Origin of the sequence: Stenotrophomonas sp. SMYL89 (assembly GCF_036319985.1) — a bacterium.
GTDB classification, from domain to species: Bacteria; Pseudomonadota; Gammaproteobacteria; order Xanthomonadales; family Xanthomonadaceae; genus Stenotrophomonas; species Stenotrophomonas maltophilia_Q.
In genome coordinates this window covers 44,061-59,483 of sequence record NZ_JAWIRW010000007.1, presented here as the reverse complement: position 1 = coordinate 59,483, position 15,423 = coordinate 44,061, and the positions used below count along the sequence as shown (strand labels likewise).

Genomic DNA, 15,423 nt, shown 5'->3' with positions numbered 1-15,423 from the left:
GCAAGCATGCGTACGCTGTACCCCGCCATCACCCCCTACGACGTCGGCACCCTGAAGGTCGATGACCGCCACACGCTGTACTTCGAACAGTGCGGCAACCCGGATGGCAAGCCGGTGGTGATGCTGCACGGTGGCCCGGGCGGCGGCTGCAGCGACAAGATGCGCCAGTTCCACGACCCGTCGAAGTACCGCATCATCCTGTTCGACCAGCGTGGTGCCGGCCGTTCCACCCCGCACGCCGACCTGGTGGACAACACCACCTGGGACCTCGTTGCCGATATCGAAAAGCTGCGCGAGCACCTGAAGGTGGATCGCTGGCAGGTATTCGGCGGCAGCTGGGGTTCGACCCTGGCCCTGGCCTATGCAGAAACCCACCCGCAGCGTGTGACCGAGCTGGTGCTGCGCGGCATCTTCATGCTGCGCCGCTGGGAACTGGAATGGTTCTACCAGGAAGGTGCCAACCGCCTGTTCCCGGATGCCTGGGAGCATTATCTGAAGCCGATCCCGTCGGTGGAGCGTCATGACCTGATCTCGGCCTTCCACCGCCGCCTGACCAGCGACGACGAAACCACCCGCCTGGAAGCGGCCAAGGCCTGGGCGGTGTGGGAAGGTGCGACCAGCTTCCTGCACGTCGATGACGACTTCATCAACAGCCACGAAGACCCGCACTTCGCGCTGGCCTTCGCCCGCATCGAGAACCACTACTTCGTCAACGGTGGCTTCTTCGAGGTGGAAGACCAGCTGCTGCGCGACGCGCACCGCATCGCCGACATCCCGGGCGTGATCGTGCACGGCCGCTACGACGTGGTCTGCCCGCTGGCCAATGCCTGGGACCTGACCAAGGTATGGCCGAAGGCGAAGCTGGAAATCACCCCGGCCTCGGGCCACTCGGCGTTCGAGGCCGAGAACGTGGACGCGCTGGTGCGCGCCACCGATAGCTTCGCCTGATCGGCAACGCCAGGGGTTAGATCCCTTTCCCAAGGAAAGGGCTCTGACCCCGACCCGGATGCACCGGCCGGTAGATCCACGCCATGCGTGGATGGGGGCAACGCAGGAGCCTCCACGCATGGCGTGGATCTACCAGTTCCCGGCCAGCAACGCGTCAGCCAGCACCTGCAGTTTCGGTGAGTGCTGCCGCGACGGCGGGTAGATCAACGACAACGCACGGCTGCGGCCTTCGAACGGCTGCAGCACGCGCTGCAGCCGGCCATCGGCCAGCGCGTCGGCCACCGCGAAATCCATCACCTGCACGATGCCGATGCCGGCGATGGCCGCTTCCACCAGTGGATCGCCGCTGTCGAACACCATCCGCGTCGGCGGCGTGACTTCCCGTAGCTGGCCGTCGTGCAGGAACTGCCAGTTGACCACGCGGCCACTACGCAGGTTGCGCACGGCCAGGCAGGCGTGGTCCTGCAGCGCGGTCACATCGACCGGCGCGCCGCAGCGGGCCAGATAGTCCGGGCTGGCCACGGTCACCCAGCGCAGCGGCCGCAAGGGCCGCGCAACAATGCGCTGGTCGGCGATGACGCCGGTACGCAGCGCGGCATCGAACCCTTCCTCGACCAGATCGACCAGGCGGTCGCTCAGCACCGCTTCCACCTGCAGCTGCGGATGCTGTTGCAGCAGCGGTGCCAGCATTGGCACGAGCACCTTGCGGCCGAACATCGACGGCGCGCTGATCTTCAAGGTGCCCGAGGGCGTGCAGGGTCGGTCGGCCAGCTGCCGCTCGGCATCGTCGAGGCCAGCCAGCAGCGGCATCACCTGTTCGACGAACTGGCGGCCATCCGGGGTCAGCGCCACGTTGCGGGTATTCCGCTGCAGCAGCTTCACCCCCAGCGTGGCCTCCAGTCGGCCGATCGCGCGCGACAGGCCGGACTGGCTCAGGCCGAGCTGGCCGGCGGCCACCGTGAAGCTGCGCGCTTCCGCCACCTGCACCAGCATGCGCACCGCATTGAGGTCCATCGAGGCTCCATTCATGCGAAAAATCATGACAGATATGGGCTTCAAGGGGTTTATTGATATGGGCGCATCAATGAGACTGCGCTCCCCCCACCGCTTCAACCCGCCGATGCCTCCCCTCAACTATCCACGCTGGGCGCTGACCCTGCTGGCCACCGCGCAGCTGATCATCGCCCTCGACGCCACCATCATCTTCGTCGCCCTGCATGACATGGGCCGCGCGCTGCAGATCAACGCGCAGCAGCTGCAGTGGGTGGTCAGTGCCTACACCGTGGCCTTTGGTGGCAGCCTGCTGCTGGGGGGGCGTGCCGCCGATCTGATCGGGCGCCGTCGCTTCTACCGGCTGGGCATGCTGCTGTTCGCACTGGCCTCGCTGCTCGGCGCGCTTGCGCCGAACGCGACCCTGCTGATCATCGCGCGTGCCGCACAGGGCGTCGGTGCGGCGCTGCTGTTCCCGGCCACGCTGGCGCTGATCAACACGCTGTACGCCGAAGGCCCGGTGCGCAACCGCGCGCTGGCGATCTGGAGCATGGCCAGCGCGGTCGGCCTGGCGCTGGGCACGCTGCTCGGCGGCGTGCTGACCCAGGCGTTCGGCTGGCCGGCAGTGCTGGCGGTGATCGTGCCGCTGGCCACCGCATGCGCAGTGGCTGCCGGTGCATGGCTACCGGCCGATGGCCCACGGGTGCAGGGACGTTCGTTCGACCTGGCCGGTTGCCTCACCGTCACCGCCGGCGGCAGCCTGCTGGTCACCACCCTGGTGCAAGGGCCGGAGTGGGGCTGGACGGCACCGGCCACGCTCATCTGCCTGCTGCTTTCAGCGGTACTGCTGGCGGCGTTCGTGCAGATCGAAAAGCGCAGCCGTGACCCGCTGATGCAGTTTTCGCTGTTGCGCCTGCCTGGCCTGCGCGCGGCACTCGGCCTGACCTTCGCCTTCATGGGCAGCTATGGCGTGCAGTACTACTTCCTTGCGCTGTACTTCCAGGATGGCTACGGCTGGAGCCCGCTGCAGGCCGGCATGGCCTTCCTGCTGCCGACGCTGGTGTGCACTTTCGGCATTCGTATTGCCGAACGCATGCTGCGGCGCCGTTCGCCACGGCAGGTACTGGCCTGGGGCTTCGCCGCCGGTGCCATCGGCATCGCTGCGGTGGCAGTGGCGATGCCGCATGGCGCTGGCTACTGGCCGCTGCTGCCGGGCATCGTGGTGCTCAGTGTCGGCCAGGGCATGAGCTGGACAGCGATGTGGATCGTGGCCGGTCAGGGCGTGCCGGGACCGCAGCAGGGTGTCGCGTCCGGCATGGCCGCCACCGCCCAGCAGATCGGTGGCGCGCTGGGATTGGCGGTACTGGTGATGGTGGCCAACGCGGCGCGCAGCACGCAGGCAGCAACCAGTGCCGATGCCCTGCAGGGCATGGTCAATGCACAGTACGGCGCCGCGCTGTTCGCTGCGCTCGGCGTGGTGATCGCGCTGGGCCTGCGCCCGGCGCCGGTAGACTCGTCAGCAACCGCCTGCCTGAGCACCGACGCATGATCGAACTGCTGGACCTGCAACAGACCCTGCATGCCTTCGCAGCCTGCAACGATGATGATGAGGTGTACGGCTCCTTCGGTTGGGTGCACGCCACCGATGACGACCTGCTGCAGGCGCGCTTCTGGTTGCCACCCGATGAGGATGCCGCATTCGATGAGGACAGCGAGGTTCCGGCTGAAGCGCGCGCGCTGGGCCTGGGCACGTTCCTGGAACCTGCGACGTTTGCGGACGTGCTCGACGTGCAGAAGCGGCAGCGCCCGTTGTCTTCGCTGCGGGACTACGCGCAGGCGCTGGCGTACTACGCCGAGTACGACGCGTTCCGGCAGGTCGAAGGCATCGATGAGGCCCTGGGCGAAGCGGAAGCTGCGGAACAGGCGGCTGCACGCGAGGCGGGTGTGGGCACAGGCATCTTCGCGTCCTTCGATATGGCATTGAACGCGTGCCCGGAAGCGCAGATCAAAGCGGCGGCGCAGCGCGTGGCGCGCCTGCTGGAGATTCCGGTGGGCGATGCATTGGCGCGTTGCCGCGCGTTGCCGCTACTGCTGGGTGAAGCGCTGGATCGGCGTCGTGCGCAGGCGATCAAGGATGACTTCGCCGACATCGGCGCGACGCTGCAGGTGCGTGGCTACAAGCCGTTCCCGTGGATGGACGCGCCCGCATTGCGTTGAACAACACCATCCATGCCATGCCTGGATGACGTTCAACCAAACGCCAGCAACTGCGGCTGCAATGCGCTGAAGATCCGCGCCAGCCGCTCCGCCCACGCCTGCTGCCCGGCCACGTCGGCAATCAGGTCCTGGCGGATCTCCAGCTCCACGTGCACCAGGCCACGGCCTTCGCCATGCACCGGCACCGCATAGTCACTGGTACTGCTGACCGAATACGGCTCATTGTCACCCACCACCAGGTCGCCCTCGTCGCGCAGTGCCTGCAGCAGCGCATGGGCAAAACGCGTGTCCTGGTGGTACAGCACGCCGGCATGCCACGGCCGCTGCATGCCGTTCATCGCCGGGGTGAAGCTGTGCATCATCACCAGCAGCGTGGGGCGGCCTGCATCACGGCGTGCATCAAGCTCGGCGTCGATGCGCGCGTGGTAGGGCGCGTGGATCGCTTCGATGCGTTGTTGCCGCTGCGCTGCCGACAGCCCGGTATTGCCTGGCACCACCGTGTGGTCGCTCACTTCCGGAATCAGCGTTGGCGACGCCAGCGGGCGGTTGCAGTCGATCAGCAGCCGCGAATAGGTCTGTTCGATCGCCCAGGCATCCAGCCGTTCGGACAGTGCGCGGGTGGTGCCAGCAATGCCGATGTCCCAGCCGATATGGCGGTCCAGTTCGGCCTGCGGCAAGCCCAGGCCTGCGAGGACGCGCGGCACCCGCTGGCCGGCATGGTCGGCCAGCAGCAGGAACGGCGAGGCGCCCTGCGGCCGGTGGATCGTGTGGATCGCCGGGTCGTCTGCGCCCAGCAGCGCAGGCAGCGCGTGCAGATCGGCGTCAGCCACGCGGGCGTCCGTCCAGATGGTGCTCGATCATCCACAGCCCGGCCCAGAGCTTGGCATCCAGCTCGTAGCCTTCGCCCATTTTCTCTACCAGCCAGGCAGCCGCCCGAGCACGCGGAATCTCGTGCACGGTGATGTCTTCGCTGTCATCACCACCGCCCTCGCCGACACGGCGCAGGCCGGTGGCGCGCACGAAGGCGATCTTCTCGCTGCTGGCGCCAGAGGACGTCGGGCCGATCATCAGCACTTCGGCGTGATCGGCGGTCCAGCCGGTTTCTTCCTCCAGCTCGCGCACCGCCGAGACTTCGATCGACTCGCCGGCGTGGATGTCGCCGACCAGGCCGGCCGGCATCTCGATGGTGGGGGCCTGCAGCGGCACGCGGAACTGCTCGACGAACAGCACCTTGTCCTCGGGGGTGACGGCGATGATGATCGCGGCCAGGCCACCGGCATGGGTACGTTCGCTGTATTCCCAGGTGCCGCGCACCAGCATGCGCTGGTACTTGCCTTCATAGACGACACGCGGGGCTTCGGTGTTGCGCTGGCTCATGCGGGCTCGCTGTGGGTGGGAAGAATATCGGGTACGCCGGCGGCATCGAACAGCCGGCGGCGTGTCATCGGGCCGAAGCGCAGGGTCTGGCACAGGCCGCTGAGCAGCTCGGGATCGGCGGTCTGGCGCAGCAGGCCGGGTTGGCTGCCTTCCAGCGGCGCGTCCAGCGCGATGGTGGTCAGCTGGCGCCAGAGCAGGGCGTGCTCGCGCTGCTCGCGCAGGCGCACGGCCATCTGGGCGGCGCCACGCAGGCGCAGGAACGGCACTTCATCCAGTCGCTCGTACAGCACGTCCATGCTGCCGAAATGGGCCAGCAGCACGGCAGCGGACTTGCTGCCGACGCCACTGACACCGGGAATGTTGTCCACCGCGTCGCCACACAGCGCCAGGTAATCGGCGATCTGGTGCGCATGCACGCCGTGTCGTGCCTTCACCCCGGCCACGTCCCAGCGCTGGTTGCGTGCGTAGTCCCACTGTTCGTCGTGGTCCAGCAGCAGCTGCGACAGGTCCTTGTCGGCGGAGATGATCACGCCGCGGTGGCTGCCACGATTCACATGCAGGGCGCTGCCGATCAGGTCATCTGCCTCGTATTCGTGGTGGGCCAGAACGGCAAGGCCCAACGCCGCGCACAGCGCCTTGCAGTGCACGAACTGGCGCTTGAGCGCCTCCGGCGCCGGGTCGCGGTTGGCCTTGTAGGCCGGGTACAGGCGGTGGCGGAAGCCACTGTCCAGTGCTTCGTCGAAGGCGATGGCGATGTGACGCGGGCGCTCGCGCTCGAGCAGGTCCAGCAGGAAGCGGGCGAAGCCGTGCACGGCATTGGTCGGCCAGCCCTGCGCGTCCTGGAACTGGTCCGGCAGCGAGTGCCAGGCGCGGAACACGTAGATGCTGGCGTCGACCAGGTACAGCGACGGCGGTGGTACCGGCAGGGTCATGCCGGAGGCGTCCAGTCGCGCAGCAGGGCGGCCGGGTCCGGACGCTCGCGCTCGGGCACGGCGGCCTTCGGCGTGCCGATATGGATGAAACCGGCAATGCCTTCGCCCTCGGACAGCCCCAGGTAGGCCTGCACGGCCGGGTCGAAGGCCATCCAGGCGGTCAGCCACTGCGCGCCGAAGCCCAGCGCCTGCGCGGCCTGCAGCAGGGCGAAGCAGACGCAGCCGGCGGTCATCAGCTGCTCCTGTTCGGGCACCTTCGGGTCCGGGCGCGGGCTGGCCACCACCACGATCACCAGCGGCGCATGGCTGAATCGCTGGCGGTCCTTTTCGAACACGGCCTCGCCGGCGTGCGGGTCGCGTTGGCGGCTGCGCTCGGCCAGGAAGTCGCCCAGAGTGTGACGTGCATCGCCGGCGATCTTCAGGAAGCGGAACGGCACGCGCTTGCCGTGGTCGGGCACACGCACGGCCGAGGCCAGCATCCGCTGCAGGGTGGCCGGATCCGGGCCGGGCTCGGCCAGCTGCCGCGAAGGCACGGAGCGGCGGGCATCCAGGGCGAGCAGGGCGGCGGGGTCGGGCATGGAGTCTGAACCGGTCATCACGGAGGTTTGATTATAGTCGGGGTGGTCAAAGACACCGTCTGTGTCGCGTCTGGCCTTTGAATATCAAACTGTGATGAACGTCATGCCACTGGCGGGAAACGGACGGCCGCTTCCCCTCGCCTCGCAGGCCTTGCACGGCTTACGATATCTACCTTGCCGGGCCGCCGGTCATGAGGTTTGAAGTGAGGACTGTTTCACTGTCCGTGACGGGCTGGCCGGCCTACCATCGACGTACCGGTACATGGGGTGTGCCGGTTGTCGCGATGTCCACGTTGTCTGTCGTACCAGAGAAGGTGGGGAGCCTTCCCGAATGATGAGCGCGCCCACACCGATGGGATCGCCGGGCCGTGACCCGGCCCAGCTCCAGCTTGCCCGGGACATGGTCCTGCCCGCGCTGTGCCAGGCCTTCGGCGCGGCACTGGCGCGCTTCGACGATGCCCTGTTCGATCGGGCCGGCAATGCCGGTTCGTCGCAGCTGCTGTTCCTGGATGCGATGCGCGAACTGCGCCGCCGCCGCGAGGACATTGCCGGTGCCTTCTCTGGCCACCTGCAGCGGGCCTGGGATGCGCTGGCCAGTGGTGAGCCCATGTCGGCCGAATCGACGCTGTCCGGCCCAGCCGAGGATGGCCTGAGCCTGCTGGCCGAGCACGTGCTGGAGTCGCGGCTGGCGGTGCGCAATTTCGCCACGGTGCTGCTGCGTGACTTCAAGCCGGTCCTGGCGCGGCTCGACCGCCGCCTGGGCCGTCTGATCGGCGGCGCCGAACTGGATGCCGACCATAATCCCATCAGCCCCGAACACCTGGGCGTGGCCATCCACGAAGCCTTTGCCGGCTGCGAACTGGCTCCGGAAGTGCACCTGGTGCTGATCAAGCTGTGCGAGCGCGACCTGCGCGCGCCGGTGGGTCGCATCTACGAGAAGCTGGACGAGCAACTGGCCGCGGCCGGGGTGATGTCGCAGATGGGAGCGCCGCGGCGTCCACTGTCGGCGGCGCCCGACCCGCGCATGGCCTCGGGCCTGGATGACCTGGTGGAGCAGCGCCCGGGCACGGGCCTGGACGGCGAATTCGGTGATGACGAGCAGGCCGCGCCGGCCTGGGCGCAGCGCTTTGCCGCACGCTGGTCCGAGCGGCGTGGGCACATGCAGCAGCACCTGGGCGCCGAAGACGGCGGCACCGGCGACGCCCATGCGGGCCAGCAGGGCATGCTGCTGGAGGCGCTGCACGAACTGCTGCAGCAGACCCGCCACGTGCGCGAGGACGCGACGTCGGCCGCACAGGTGGCGATCGGCCAGCAGCGTCCGCTCAGCCAGCGCGAGATGATGTCGGTGCTGTCGCTGCTGCAGGCCACGCCCAGTGCGACCCTGCGCGCGGCGATCGGCGAGGACGGCGAATCGTTGGCGCAGCGGTTGAAGAGCGAAGTGCTGTCCAGCGCCACCCGTCTCGGTGTCGATCCGGGCCAGACCCGGCTGGACCCGCAGGACGAGGATGCGATCGACCTGGTGGGCATGCTGTTCGACGTGATGCTGGACGAGCGCGAACTGGAAGGCCGCTCGCGCGAGTTGATCGGCCGCCTGGTGGTGCCGTTCGTCAAGGTCGCAATGCTCGACCGCCGCATGTTCGTGCAGAAGACCCATCCGGCGCGCAAGCTGCTCAACTCGCTGGCCGAGGCCTGCGAAGGCAACACCGGCGAAAGCCAGGCCGAGCGCATGCTGATGGCCAAGGTCGAGGAGATCATCGAGCGCCTGGTTGCCGAGTTCAACGAGAACCTGGCGATCTTCCTCACCCTGGAAGAGGAGTTCCGCGAGTTCCTTGTGCAGCATCGCCGTCGCGTGGAAATCGCCGAGCGTCGCGCCGCCGAAACGCAGCGTGGCCAGGAAAAGCTGGAAATGGCCCGTACCCGTGCCGGTGCCGAGCTGGACCGCCGCATTGGTGATGCCACCCTGCCGCCGGCCATCGCTGAATTCCTGCGCCAGCCATGGCAGCACCACCTGACCCTGGCGCTGCTGCGCGAGGGCGAGGAGGGCGCGTCGGTGGCCGAGGCACTGAGCCTGGGCGACGGCCTGCTGGAGGAAGTGGCCGAGGCCCGCCGCCAGATCGTCGGCAAGCCGTGGCTGCAGGCCTGGCAGCCGGTGCTGGCCAAGGTGTTCGCCAGCGTGGGCGTGCATGGCGACGCCGCCACCGGCGCCATCGATGCCCTGCATGACACCCTGCAGGGCATTGCCGAATCGCGGCCGGAACTGCAGCGCGGGCTGCCGGAACTGCCTCAGGTCGCACTGCCCACCCCCCCGGTGGCTGAATCACCGGCGGTGGAGCTGAGCGGCCAGATCGATGCCGATGATTTCGACAATGCCGACGCCGATCGCTTCCGTCGAATGGAGATCGGCAACTGGCTGGATTTCGTCGACAAGGACGGCAAGGTGCAGGCCGGCAAGCTGTCCTGGGTCAGCCCGATTTCCTCGCGCCTGCTGTTCGTCAACCGTCGTGGCGTGCGCTTCTGCGTAGCCTCGCCGGAGGAACTGGCGGTGATGGTGCGGCTGGGACGTCTGCGCGCCCATGTGGATGACGGTGCGTTCGACAGCGCGATGCAGGGCGTGATCGATCGGCTGGACCCGGGCAGCGCCACCCTGCACTGAGTGGAGCCGCCTGCTAGGATCGGGAAAACTCACCGATCAGCGGGGACCTGCATGGCCGTAGCGTTGCTGGGGATCAAGGAGACCGTGCCGGGCGAACGGCGCGTGGCGCTGACACCGGAGACCGCGCGCAAGCTCGGCGCCCTGGGCATCACTGTCTGGTACGAGCCCGGCGCCGGACTGGCCGCAGGTTTCACCGATGCCGCCTATGACGATGCCGGTGCCCGCGCGTTCGATGCCAGCCGCTGGGCCGAAATCGACATCCTGTTGTGCGTGCAGGCGCCGGCGGTGGCGGTGCTGGATCAGCTCAAGCCGGGTGCCACCGTGGTTGGCCTGTTGACTCCTGCCAGTGATCCGGCCCTGGCGGCACTGGCTGCCGATGACCGCCTGCACCTGTTCCCGCTGCAGCAGCTGCCGCGCACCACCCGTGCGCAGGCGATGGATGTGCTCAGTTCACAGGCCGGCATGGCCGGTTACAAGGCCGCGTTGATCGCCGCCGAACGCGCACCCCGTTTCTTCCCGATGCTGACCACCGCTGCCGGCACCGTGCGTCCGGCCAAGGTGCTGGTGATCGGTGCCGGCGTGGCGGGACTGCAGGCCATTGCCACTGCCCGGCGTCTCGGTGCCCAGGTGGAAGGCTTCGACGTGCGCCCGGAAACCCGCGAGCAGATCCAGTCGCTGGGCGCCCGTTTCCTCGACCTGGGGGTGAGCGCGGCCGGCGAGGGCGGTTACGCGCGCGCGTTGACCGATGAGGAGCGAGCCGAGCAGCAGCGCCGCCTGGCCGATCACCTGCGCGGCGTGGATGTGGTGATCTGCACGGCGGCGGTACCGGGGCGCCCGGCACCCACCATCGTCACTGCGGCGATGGTGGAAGGCATGGCCACTGGCAGCGTGATCGTGGACCTGGCCGCCGAGAGCGGTGGCAACTGCGCACTGACCCGGCCAGGGCAATGCATTGAACACCAGGGCGTGACCATCGACGGCCCGCTGGGCCTGGCCAGTCGCGGCGCGACCCAGGCCAGCGAGATGTATGCGCGCAACCTGCTGAACTTCGTCGCGCTGTTCGTGCGCGAGGGGCAGCTGGCGTTCGACTGGGACGACGAGTTGCTGGCCAAGACACGCTGGCAGGCGTGAACCTGATATGCCTCCTGTAGAGCCGAGCCCATGCTCGGCTTGCGCAGGCGCGATAAAGCAGCCGAGCTTGGGCTCGGCTCTACAAAGGGTTGAACGCTGCCTTTACCGCGGCTTGGCCGGCGGCGGGTTGTCGCGCACCCAGTCCTTGCGCTGTTCCGGCGTCATCTGCGACCAGCGCTCACGCAGGGCGTCGCGCTGCGCCGGTGGCATGTCGCGCATCTGACCGAACAGTGCCCGGGCCTGCTCACGCTGTTCCGGGCTCATGTGCTCGAAGCGGCGCAGACCACGGCGCGCCTTGTCACGTTCCTCCGGGCTCATCGATTGCCAGCGCTGGCCGTGCGACAGCATGCGTTGGCGCTGGCTGGCATCGGCGCTGTTCCAGCGGTCGCGCAGCGGTGCCAGCAGCGATTCGCGCTGGGCTTCACTCAGCTGTTCCCACGCCGGCAGCGGTGCGGCCGGTACAGGACGTGGGGCCGCAGCGGGTGCAGCAGTCTGCGCCAGCGCGGGGACGGCCGGCAGCAGCGACAGGGTCAACAGCAGCGGCAGCAGGTTGAATCGGGGCATGGTTCACTCCATCGCCAGGTCGGTATCGCCCAGCCACAGGTACAGATCGGGATTTTCGTCATATAGCGTGCTGTTGTCTTCTACCGAGGCCAGCACCGGGGCCGGCGCTGGGCCCGACAGGGGGCTGTGGCCGCTGAACTGCAGGCCGATACCCAGTGCCACCACCAGCGAACAGGCGCTGGCCAGCCACCAGCGCAGGCGCCCGTGCCGGGCCGCGCTGGCGCCGTGGCGGGCCTGGCGCAGCTGTGCCAGCGTGGCCGGCGACAGTGCCTGCAGCGACTGCGCGTGCAGGCTGCGCAGGATGTCATCGGAGGGCAGGGAGCGGTTCACGGGTGGGTCTCCAGGTAGTCCTGCAGCGCCTGCCGGGCGCGTGCCAGATGGGTTTTTACCGCGCCTTCGCTGCAGCCCATGGCGCGGGCGGTGGTGGCCCCGTCCAGGTCCTGCAGCACGCGCAGGGTGAAGGCTTCTCGCTGGCGGGCGGGCAGGGTACGCAGTGCCTGCACCAGCTGCTGGTACTGCTGGCGCTGTTCGTGCGCCTGCGCCGGGTCCGGGCCGGGATCGGCCCAGTCGATCCCGCCACCGTCGGCATCCTGGTTGTCGCGCCAGAACGGCAGGCGGAAACGGCGTCGACGCTGCAGGTCGATCACGCGCCGGCGCAGGATGCTCCAGAACAGCGGCGCCCATTCGGCGGCCGGCTTGTCGGCGTAGTCCAGCATGCGCATCAGGGCGTCCTGCACCGCGTCCATGGCGTCGTCGCGCTGGCGCAGGCCGGCCTCAGCGAAGCGGAATGCGCGCGGGCCGACGCTGGCCAGGAACACTTCCAGCGACGCCGGCAGGGCATCGGTCTCGGCGCTCGGGGGGACAGGGCTGCTCACCAGCACAGGGTACGGTTCCTCGCTCGGGGTCACCATCGACAACGCGTGAGCGCGGCTTCGGTTGACCGTGGGCGCGCGCCGGGTTCAGCCCGTGGTTATGATGGGCCGACGAAGACAGAGCGGGAGCGTTGCCAGTGAGTGACGGGTTCGTGGCGCTGTACATCTTCATGCTGGCGGCCATCGCCGGCCACGTGATCATTTCGCGGGTGCCGGTGATCCTGCATACCCCGCTGATGTCGGGTTCCAACTTCATCCACGGCATCGTGCTGATCGGCGCGATGGTGGTGCTGGGGCACGCGCAGACGCCACTGGAAAAGGCGCTGGGCTTCCTCGCCGTGGTGCTGGGTGCCGGCAACGCTGCCGGTGGGTACGTGGTCACCGCGCGCATGCTGGAAATGTTCAAGCCGAGCGCGCCCAAGGGTGCCAAGGACGAACCGAAGGAGCCGCAGGCTTGAACATCAGTACCGTCGAACTGCTCGACTGGCTGGTCAAGGCCAGCTACCTCGTCGCCGCCACGCTGTTCCTGCTCGGCCTGCAGCGGATGGCCTCGCCGCTGACCGCGCGCAGCGGCATCCGCTGGGCCGGGCTGGGCATGCTGCTGGCTACGGCGGCAACCTTCTTCCTGCCCGAACTGCACAACGTGCCGCTGATCCTGGTGGCGCTGCTGCTTGGCGCGGGCCTGGCCTGGTGGTCGGCCGGCAAGGTCGCCATCACCGACATGCCGCAGATGGTGGCGCTGTACAACGGCATGGGCGGCGGCTCGGCGGCGGCCATCGGCGCGGTGGAACTGCTGCGCTATTCCTTCCTGGCCCACCGCGATACCAGCCACTGGAGCGCGCAGGCGCTGGCCGACCTGGCCGCGCGCCAGCCATCGGGCACGGTGCTGCTGCTGGCGGTGGTCGGCGCGGCGATCGGCGCGGTGTCGCTGTCCGGCTCGGTGATCGCCTGGGCCAAGCTGGATGGACGGCTGGACAAGCGCGTGACCTGGCCCGGCCAGCAGGTGATGAATCTGCTGGTGGCGCTGGCGGTGGTGGTGCTGGCGATCATCGCGGCCAGCACGCTCAGTAGCTGGTCCATCGTCGCCTTCTTCGTGCTGGCACTGGCGCTGGGCGTGCTGATGACGCTGCCGATCGGCGGTGCCGACATGCCGGTGGTGATCTCGCTGTACAACGCGTTCACCGGCCTGGCGGTGTCGTTCGAAGGCTATGTGCTGGGCAACGAGGCGCTGATCATCGCCGGCATGATGGTTGGCGCGGCTGGCATCCTGCTGACCCGGTTGATGGCCAAGGCGATGAACCGTCCGATCCGCAACGTGCTGTTCTCCAACTTCGGCGGTGGTGCCGGTGGCGAAGGGCAGGCGATCAGCGGCTCGCAGAAGCCGATCGAAGCGGCCGACGTCGCCGCGATGATGGCCTTTGCCGAGCGCGTGGTGATCGTGCCCGGCTACGGCATGGCCGTGGCGCAGGCGCAGCACAAGATATGGGAACTGGCGCAGCGGCTGGGCCAGCGTGGGGTCAAGGTGAAGTTCGCGATCCACCCGGTGGCGGGGCGCATGCCCGGGCACATGAACGTGCTGCTGGCCGAGGCGGGCGTGCCCTACGACCTGATCGCCGACATGGACGACATCAACCCGGAGTTCGCCAACACCGACGTGGTGCTGGTGATCGGCGCCAACGACGTGGTCAATCCGGTCGCACGCACCGATCCGGCCAGCCCGATCTACGGCATGCCGGTGCTGGACGTGGTCAATGCGCGCAACGTGGTGGTGATCAAGCGCGGCAAGGGCACCGGCTTTGCCGGCATCGAGAATGCGCTGTTCTATGCCGACAACACCCGCATGCTGTACGGCGACGGTGCCGAAGCGGCGGCCTCGCTGGTCAGTGAGTTGAAGGCGCTCGACGGCGGGCATTGAGATCCGGGGTCGGATCCCTTTCCACAGGAAAGGGCTCTGACCCCATATGCGCAGTCTCATCCACGCGTGGCGTGGATCTACCCGGGAAGCACAACGCGCACGGGGGCCATCGCGCTCAGCGCGCCAGCCAGGCGCCCACGGCCACGCCCAGCGCCAGCCACAGCCATTCCATGGCGCCATTGGCCAGGGTGATCAGGGTCCAGGCCAGGTGCGGGCCCATGCGCAGGCTGGCGTCCCATAGGTCCAGGCCGATCGAGCCGCCCATCCAGGCGCTGGCGATGGTCCAGTTGGCCACGGCGGCCACCAGCAGGGTGCCCAGCACGACCAGCGCGATGCGCAGCCGGCCCGGGCCCAGCGTACCCATGCGCAGCATGAACACCAGTTCCAGGGCGGTCAGTACCGCCATCCAGCCGACCTGCCGGCCGGTCATCAGTGCCAGCACCATCCAGGCAAGGGGAGCAACAACCAGGCCCAGCAACAGCATGATGGGCCAGAGCCAGGTGACGGTCCTGGCACGCGCGGCATTGGAGGACATCGAAGCTCCCTGAAGATCACCCACAGGATACTGTGGTTTGCGGCGGTGCACCGGCGGTGCCGGGGCGGCTGGGCTAGAATGCCGTCTTGCGTGGCCTGGCCACGGCCCCATATCGGTCCCCATGTATTCCCGTAGCAGCGAACCTGTCCACTTCGAACGCGATTGCGAGGCCGTGATGGTCCCGCAGGGCGATACCGTGACCCTGCCCGCCGGCAGCTATGGGTACATCACCCAGGCGCTGGGCGGCAGTTATTCGGTGTTCGTCGAGGGCAACCTGTTCCGCATTGCTGGCAAGGACGGCGACGCCATCGGCAAGGAGGCACCGGCACCGCTCGAACTGCCTGCCGATGCCACCGATGAACAGGTGGAACAGCTGGTGTGGCAGCAGCTGCGCACCTGCTTTGACCCGGAAATTCCGGTGAACATCGTCGAACTGGGCCTGGTCTACGAGGTCGAGATCAAGCACCTGGACGAAGGCCAGCGCGAGATCGACGTGAAGATGACCCTGACCGCACCGGGCTGCGGCATGGGCGACATCCTGGTCGACGACGTGCGCAGCAAGCTTGAAATGATCCCGACGGTGGCCGAGGCCGACGTCGACCTGGTGTTCGACCCGCCGTGGAACCAGCACATGATGTCCGAGGCGGCCCGGCTCGAGACCGGCATGCTTTGACCCAGGGCCCGCAGTTACGCGGGCCCGGCACTACCCGC

General features: G+C 68.2%; 17 protein-coding genes. 8 read left to right on the top strand and 9 right to left on the bottom strand.

From position 1 onward, the window contains the following. Positions 1–6 precede the first annotated feature (6 nt). Positions 7–948, top strand: coding sequence for a prolyl aminopeptidase (gene pip, locus V3B41_RS10790; RefSeq protein ID WP_014646006.1), 942 nt, complete (start codon positions 7–9; stop codon positions 946–948). A 129-nt stretch (positions 949–1,077) separates the two neighbouring features. Here pip and V3B41_RS10785 read toward each other — a convergent pair whose 3' ends face one another. Then, the gene (locus V3B41_RS10785) at positions 1,078–1,962 is read right to left on the bottom strand and encodes a LysR family transcriptional regulator (RefSeq protein ID WP_049428749.1); all 885 of its coding nucleotides are present in this window, start codon (positions 1,960–1,962) and stop codon (positions 1,078–1,080) included. 106 nt (positions 1,963–2,068) lie between these two features. On the opposite strand from V3B41_RS10785, the gene V3B41_RS10780 reads away from it, so the two are divergent. Further along, a complete protein-coding gene (locus tag V3B41_RS10780) occupies positions 2,069–3,487 on the top strand; it encodes an MFS transporter (protein WP_329861119.1) in 1,419 nt (472 codons plus the stop codon). After that, the gene (locus tag V3B41_RS10775; RefSeq protein ID WP_049428753.1) at positions 3,484–4,155 is read left to right on the top strand and encodes a hypothetical protein; all 672 of its coding nucleotides are present in this window, start codon (positions 3,484–3,486) and stop codon (positions 4,153–4,155) included. Before V3B41_RS10780 ends, V3B41_RS10775 begins: the two co-directional genes overlap by 4 nt. A gap of 32 nt (positions 4,156–4,187) precedes the next feature. Here the strand turns inward: V3B41_RS10775 and V3B41_RS10770 are convergent, their stop codons facing one another. The 4 genes from V3B41_RS10770 to V3B41_RS10755 are packed head-to-tail and all read right to left on the bottom strand — an operon-like array spanning position 4,188 to position 7,042. Continuing rightward, on the bottom strand, positions 4,188–4,985 hold the full coding sequence (locus tag V3B41_RS10770) for an N-formylglutamate amidohydrolase (RefSeq protein WP_197620619.1): 798 nt from the start codon (positions 4,983–4,985) through the stop codon (positions 4,188–4,190). Continuing rightward, entirely contained in the window at positions 4,978–5,532 is a 555-nt protein-coding gene (locus V3B41_RS10765) for an NUDIX hydrolase (protein ID WP_049428757.1), read from the bottom strand. The genes V3B41_RS10770 and V3B41_RS10765 overlap by 8 nt, the downstream gene beginning before the upstream one ends. Continuing rightward, complete coding sequence (locus tag V3B41_RS10760; protein WP_197620617.1) at positions 5,529–6,464, bottom strand: 5'-3' exonuclease H3TH domain-containing protein; 936 nt, start codon at positions 6,462–6,464, stop codon at positions 5,529–5,531. Before V3B41_RS10760 ends, V3B41_RS10765 begins: the two co-directional genes overlap by 4 nt. Beyond that, positions 6,461–7,042 carry a nitroreductase gene (locus tag V3B41_RS10755; RefSeq protein WP_049428784.1) on the bottom strand — a complete coding sequence of 194 codons (582 nt, stop codon included), beginning with the start codon at positions 7,040–7,042 and terminating at the stop codon, positions 6,461–6,463. Before V3B41_RS10755 ends, V3B41_RS10760 begins: the two co-directional genes overlap by 4 nt. Before the next feature lie 331 nt (positions 7,043–7,373). Between V3B41_RS10755 and V3B41_RS10750 the strand changes: the two genes are divergently transcribed. Together V3B41_RS10750 and V3B41_RS10745 are read left to right on the top strand one after the other, a co-directional pair. Further along, entirely contained in the window at positions 7,374–9,695 is a 2,322-nt protein-coding gene (locus V3B41_RS10750; RefSeq protein ID WP_197633566.1) for a DUF1631 domain-containing protein, read from the top strand. Between the two features lie 51 nt (positions 9,696–9,746). Beyond that, positions 9,747–10,826 carry an NAD(P) transhydrogenase subunit alpha gene (locus V3B41_RS10745; protein ID WP_197620613.1) on the top strand — a complete coding sequence of 360 codons (1,080 nt, stop codon included), beginning with the start codon at positions 9,747–9,749 and terminating at the stop codon, positions 10,824–10,826. A gap of 102 nt (positions 10,827–10,928) precedes the next feature. Here the strand turns inward: V3B41_RS10745 and V3B41_RS10740 are convergent, their stop codons facing one another. Genes V3B41_RS10740 through V3B41_RS10730 form a run of 3 tightly spaced genes read right to left on the bottom strand, consistent with a single transcriptional unit; the run spans position 10,929 to position 12,301 of the window. Then, positions 10,929–11,390 carry a DUF3106 domain-containing protein gene (locus tag V3B41_RS10740; RefSeq protein ID WP_049428764.1) on the bottom strand — a complete coding sequence of 154 codons (462 nt, stop codon included), beginning with the start codon at positions 11,388–11,390 and terminating at the stop codon, positions 10,929–10,931. Between the two features lie 3 nt (positions 11,391–11,393). Further along, on the bottom strand, positions 11,394–11,720 hold the full coding sequence (locus V3B41_RS10735; protein ID WP_049428766.1) for a hypothetical protein: 327 nt from the start codon (positions 11,718–11,720) through the stop codon (positions 11,394–11,396). Continuing rightward, a complete protein-coding gene (locus tag V3B41_RS10730) occupies positions 11,717–12,301 on the bottom strand; it encodes an RNA polymerase sigma factor (protein ID WP_080354992.1) in 585 nt (194 codons plus the stop codon). Before V3B41_RS10730 ends, V3B41_RS10735 begins: the two co-directional genes overlap by 4 nt. 98 nt (positions 12,302–12,399) lie before the next feature. Between V3B41_RS10730 and V3B41_RS10725 the strand changes: the two genes are divergently transcribed. Together V3B41_RS10725 and V3B41_RS10720 are read left to right on the top strand one after the other, a co-directional pair. Beyond that, the gene (locus V3B41_RS10725) at positions 12,400–12,720 is read left to right on the top strand and encodes an NAD(P) transhydrogenase subunit alpha (RefSeq protein ID WP_049428770.1); all 321 of its coding nucleotides are present in this window, start codon (positions 12,400–12,402) and stop codon (positions 12,718–12,720) included. Further along, entirely contained in the window at positions 12,717–14,177 is a 1,461-nt protein-coding gene (locus V3B41_RS10720) for an NAD(P)(+) transhydrogenase (Re/Si-specific) subunit beta (protein WP_049428771.1), read from the top strand. Before V3B41_RS10725 ends, V3B41_RS10720 begins: the two co-directional genes overlap by 4 nt. A 115-nt stretch (positions 14,178–14,292) precedes the next feature. Here V3B41_RS10720 and V3B41_RS10715 read toward each other — a convergent pair whose 3' ends face one another. Beyond that, positions 14,293–14,712: a hypothetical protein gene (locus V3B41_RS10715; protein WP_049428773.1), complete on the bottom strand. Its 420-nt coding sequence runs from the start codon at positions 14,710–14,712 to the stop codon at positions 14,293–14,295. Positions 14,713–14,833: 121 nt separating this feature from the next. On the opposite strand from V3B41_RS10715, the gene sufT reads away from it, so the two are divergent. Beyond that, positions 14,834–15,385, top strand: a complete 552-nt coding sequence (gene sufT, locus V3B41_RS10710; protein WP_012479222.1) for a putative Fe-S cluster assembly protein SufT — start codon at positions 14,834–14,836, stop codon at positions 15,383–15,385. Positions 15,386–15,423 lie beyond the last annotated feature (38 nt).

Excerpts from the sequence above, each read along its gene's own strand:
- V3B41_RS10730 (WP_080354992.1), bottom strand. The coding sequence starts at position 12,301 with ATGGTGACCCCGAGCGAGGAACCGTACCCTGTGCTGGTGAGCAGCCCT.
- sufT (WP_012479222.1), top strand. The coding sequence starts at position 14,834 with ATGTATTCCCGTAGCAGCGAACCTGTCCACTTCGAACGCGATTGCGAG.
- V3B41_RS10760 (WP_197620617.1), bottom strand. The coding sequence starts at position 6,464 with ATGACCCTGCCGGTACCACCGCCGTCGCTGTACCTGGTCGACGCCAGC.
- V3B41_RS10780 (WP_329861119.1), top strand. The coding sequence starts at position 2,069 with ATGCCTCCCCTCAACTATCCACGCTGGGCGCTGACCCTGCTGGCCACC.
- V3B41_RS10715 (WP_049428773.1), bottom strand. The coding sequence starts at position 14,712 with ATGTCCTCCAATGCCGCGCGTGCCAGGACCGTCACCTGGCTCTGGCCC.
- V3B41_RS10765 (WP_049428757.1), bottom strand. The coding sequence starts at position 5,532 with ATGAGCCAGCGCAACACCGAAGCCCCGCGTGTCGTCTATGAAGGCAAG.
- V3B41_RS10775 (WP_049428753.1), top strand. The coding sequence starts at position 3,484 with ATGATCGAACTGCTGGACCTGCAACAGACCCTGCATGCCTTCGCAGCC.
- V3B41_RS10785 (WP_049428749.1), bottom strand. The coding sequence starts at position 1,962 with ATGGACCTCAATGCGGTGCGCATGCTGGTGCAGGTGGCGGAAGCGCGC.
- V3B41_RS10745 (WP_197620613.1), top strand. The coding sequence starts at position 9,747 with ATGGCCGTAGCGTTGCTGGGGATCAAGGAGACCGTGCCGGGCGAACGG.
- pip (WP_014646006.1), top strand. The coding sequence starts at position 7 with ATGCGTACGCTGTACCCCGCCATCACCCCCTACGACGTCGGCACCCTG.
- V3B41_RS10755 (WP_049428784.1), bottom strand. The coding sequence starts at position 7,042 with ATGCCCGACCCCGCCGCCCTGCTCGCCCTGGATGCCCGCCGCTCCGTG.
- V3B41_RS10750 (WP_197633566.1), top strand. The coding sequence starts at position 7,374 with ATGATGAGCGCGCCCACACCGATGGGATCGCCGGGCCGTGACCCGGCC.
- V3B41_RS10740 (WP_049428764.1), bottom strand. The coding sequence starts at position 11,390 with ATGCCCCGATTCAACCTGCTGCCGCTGCTGTTGACCCTGTCGCTGCTG.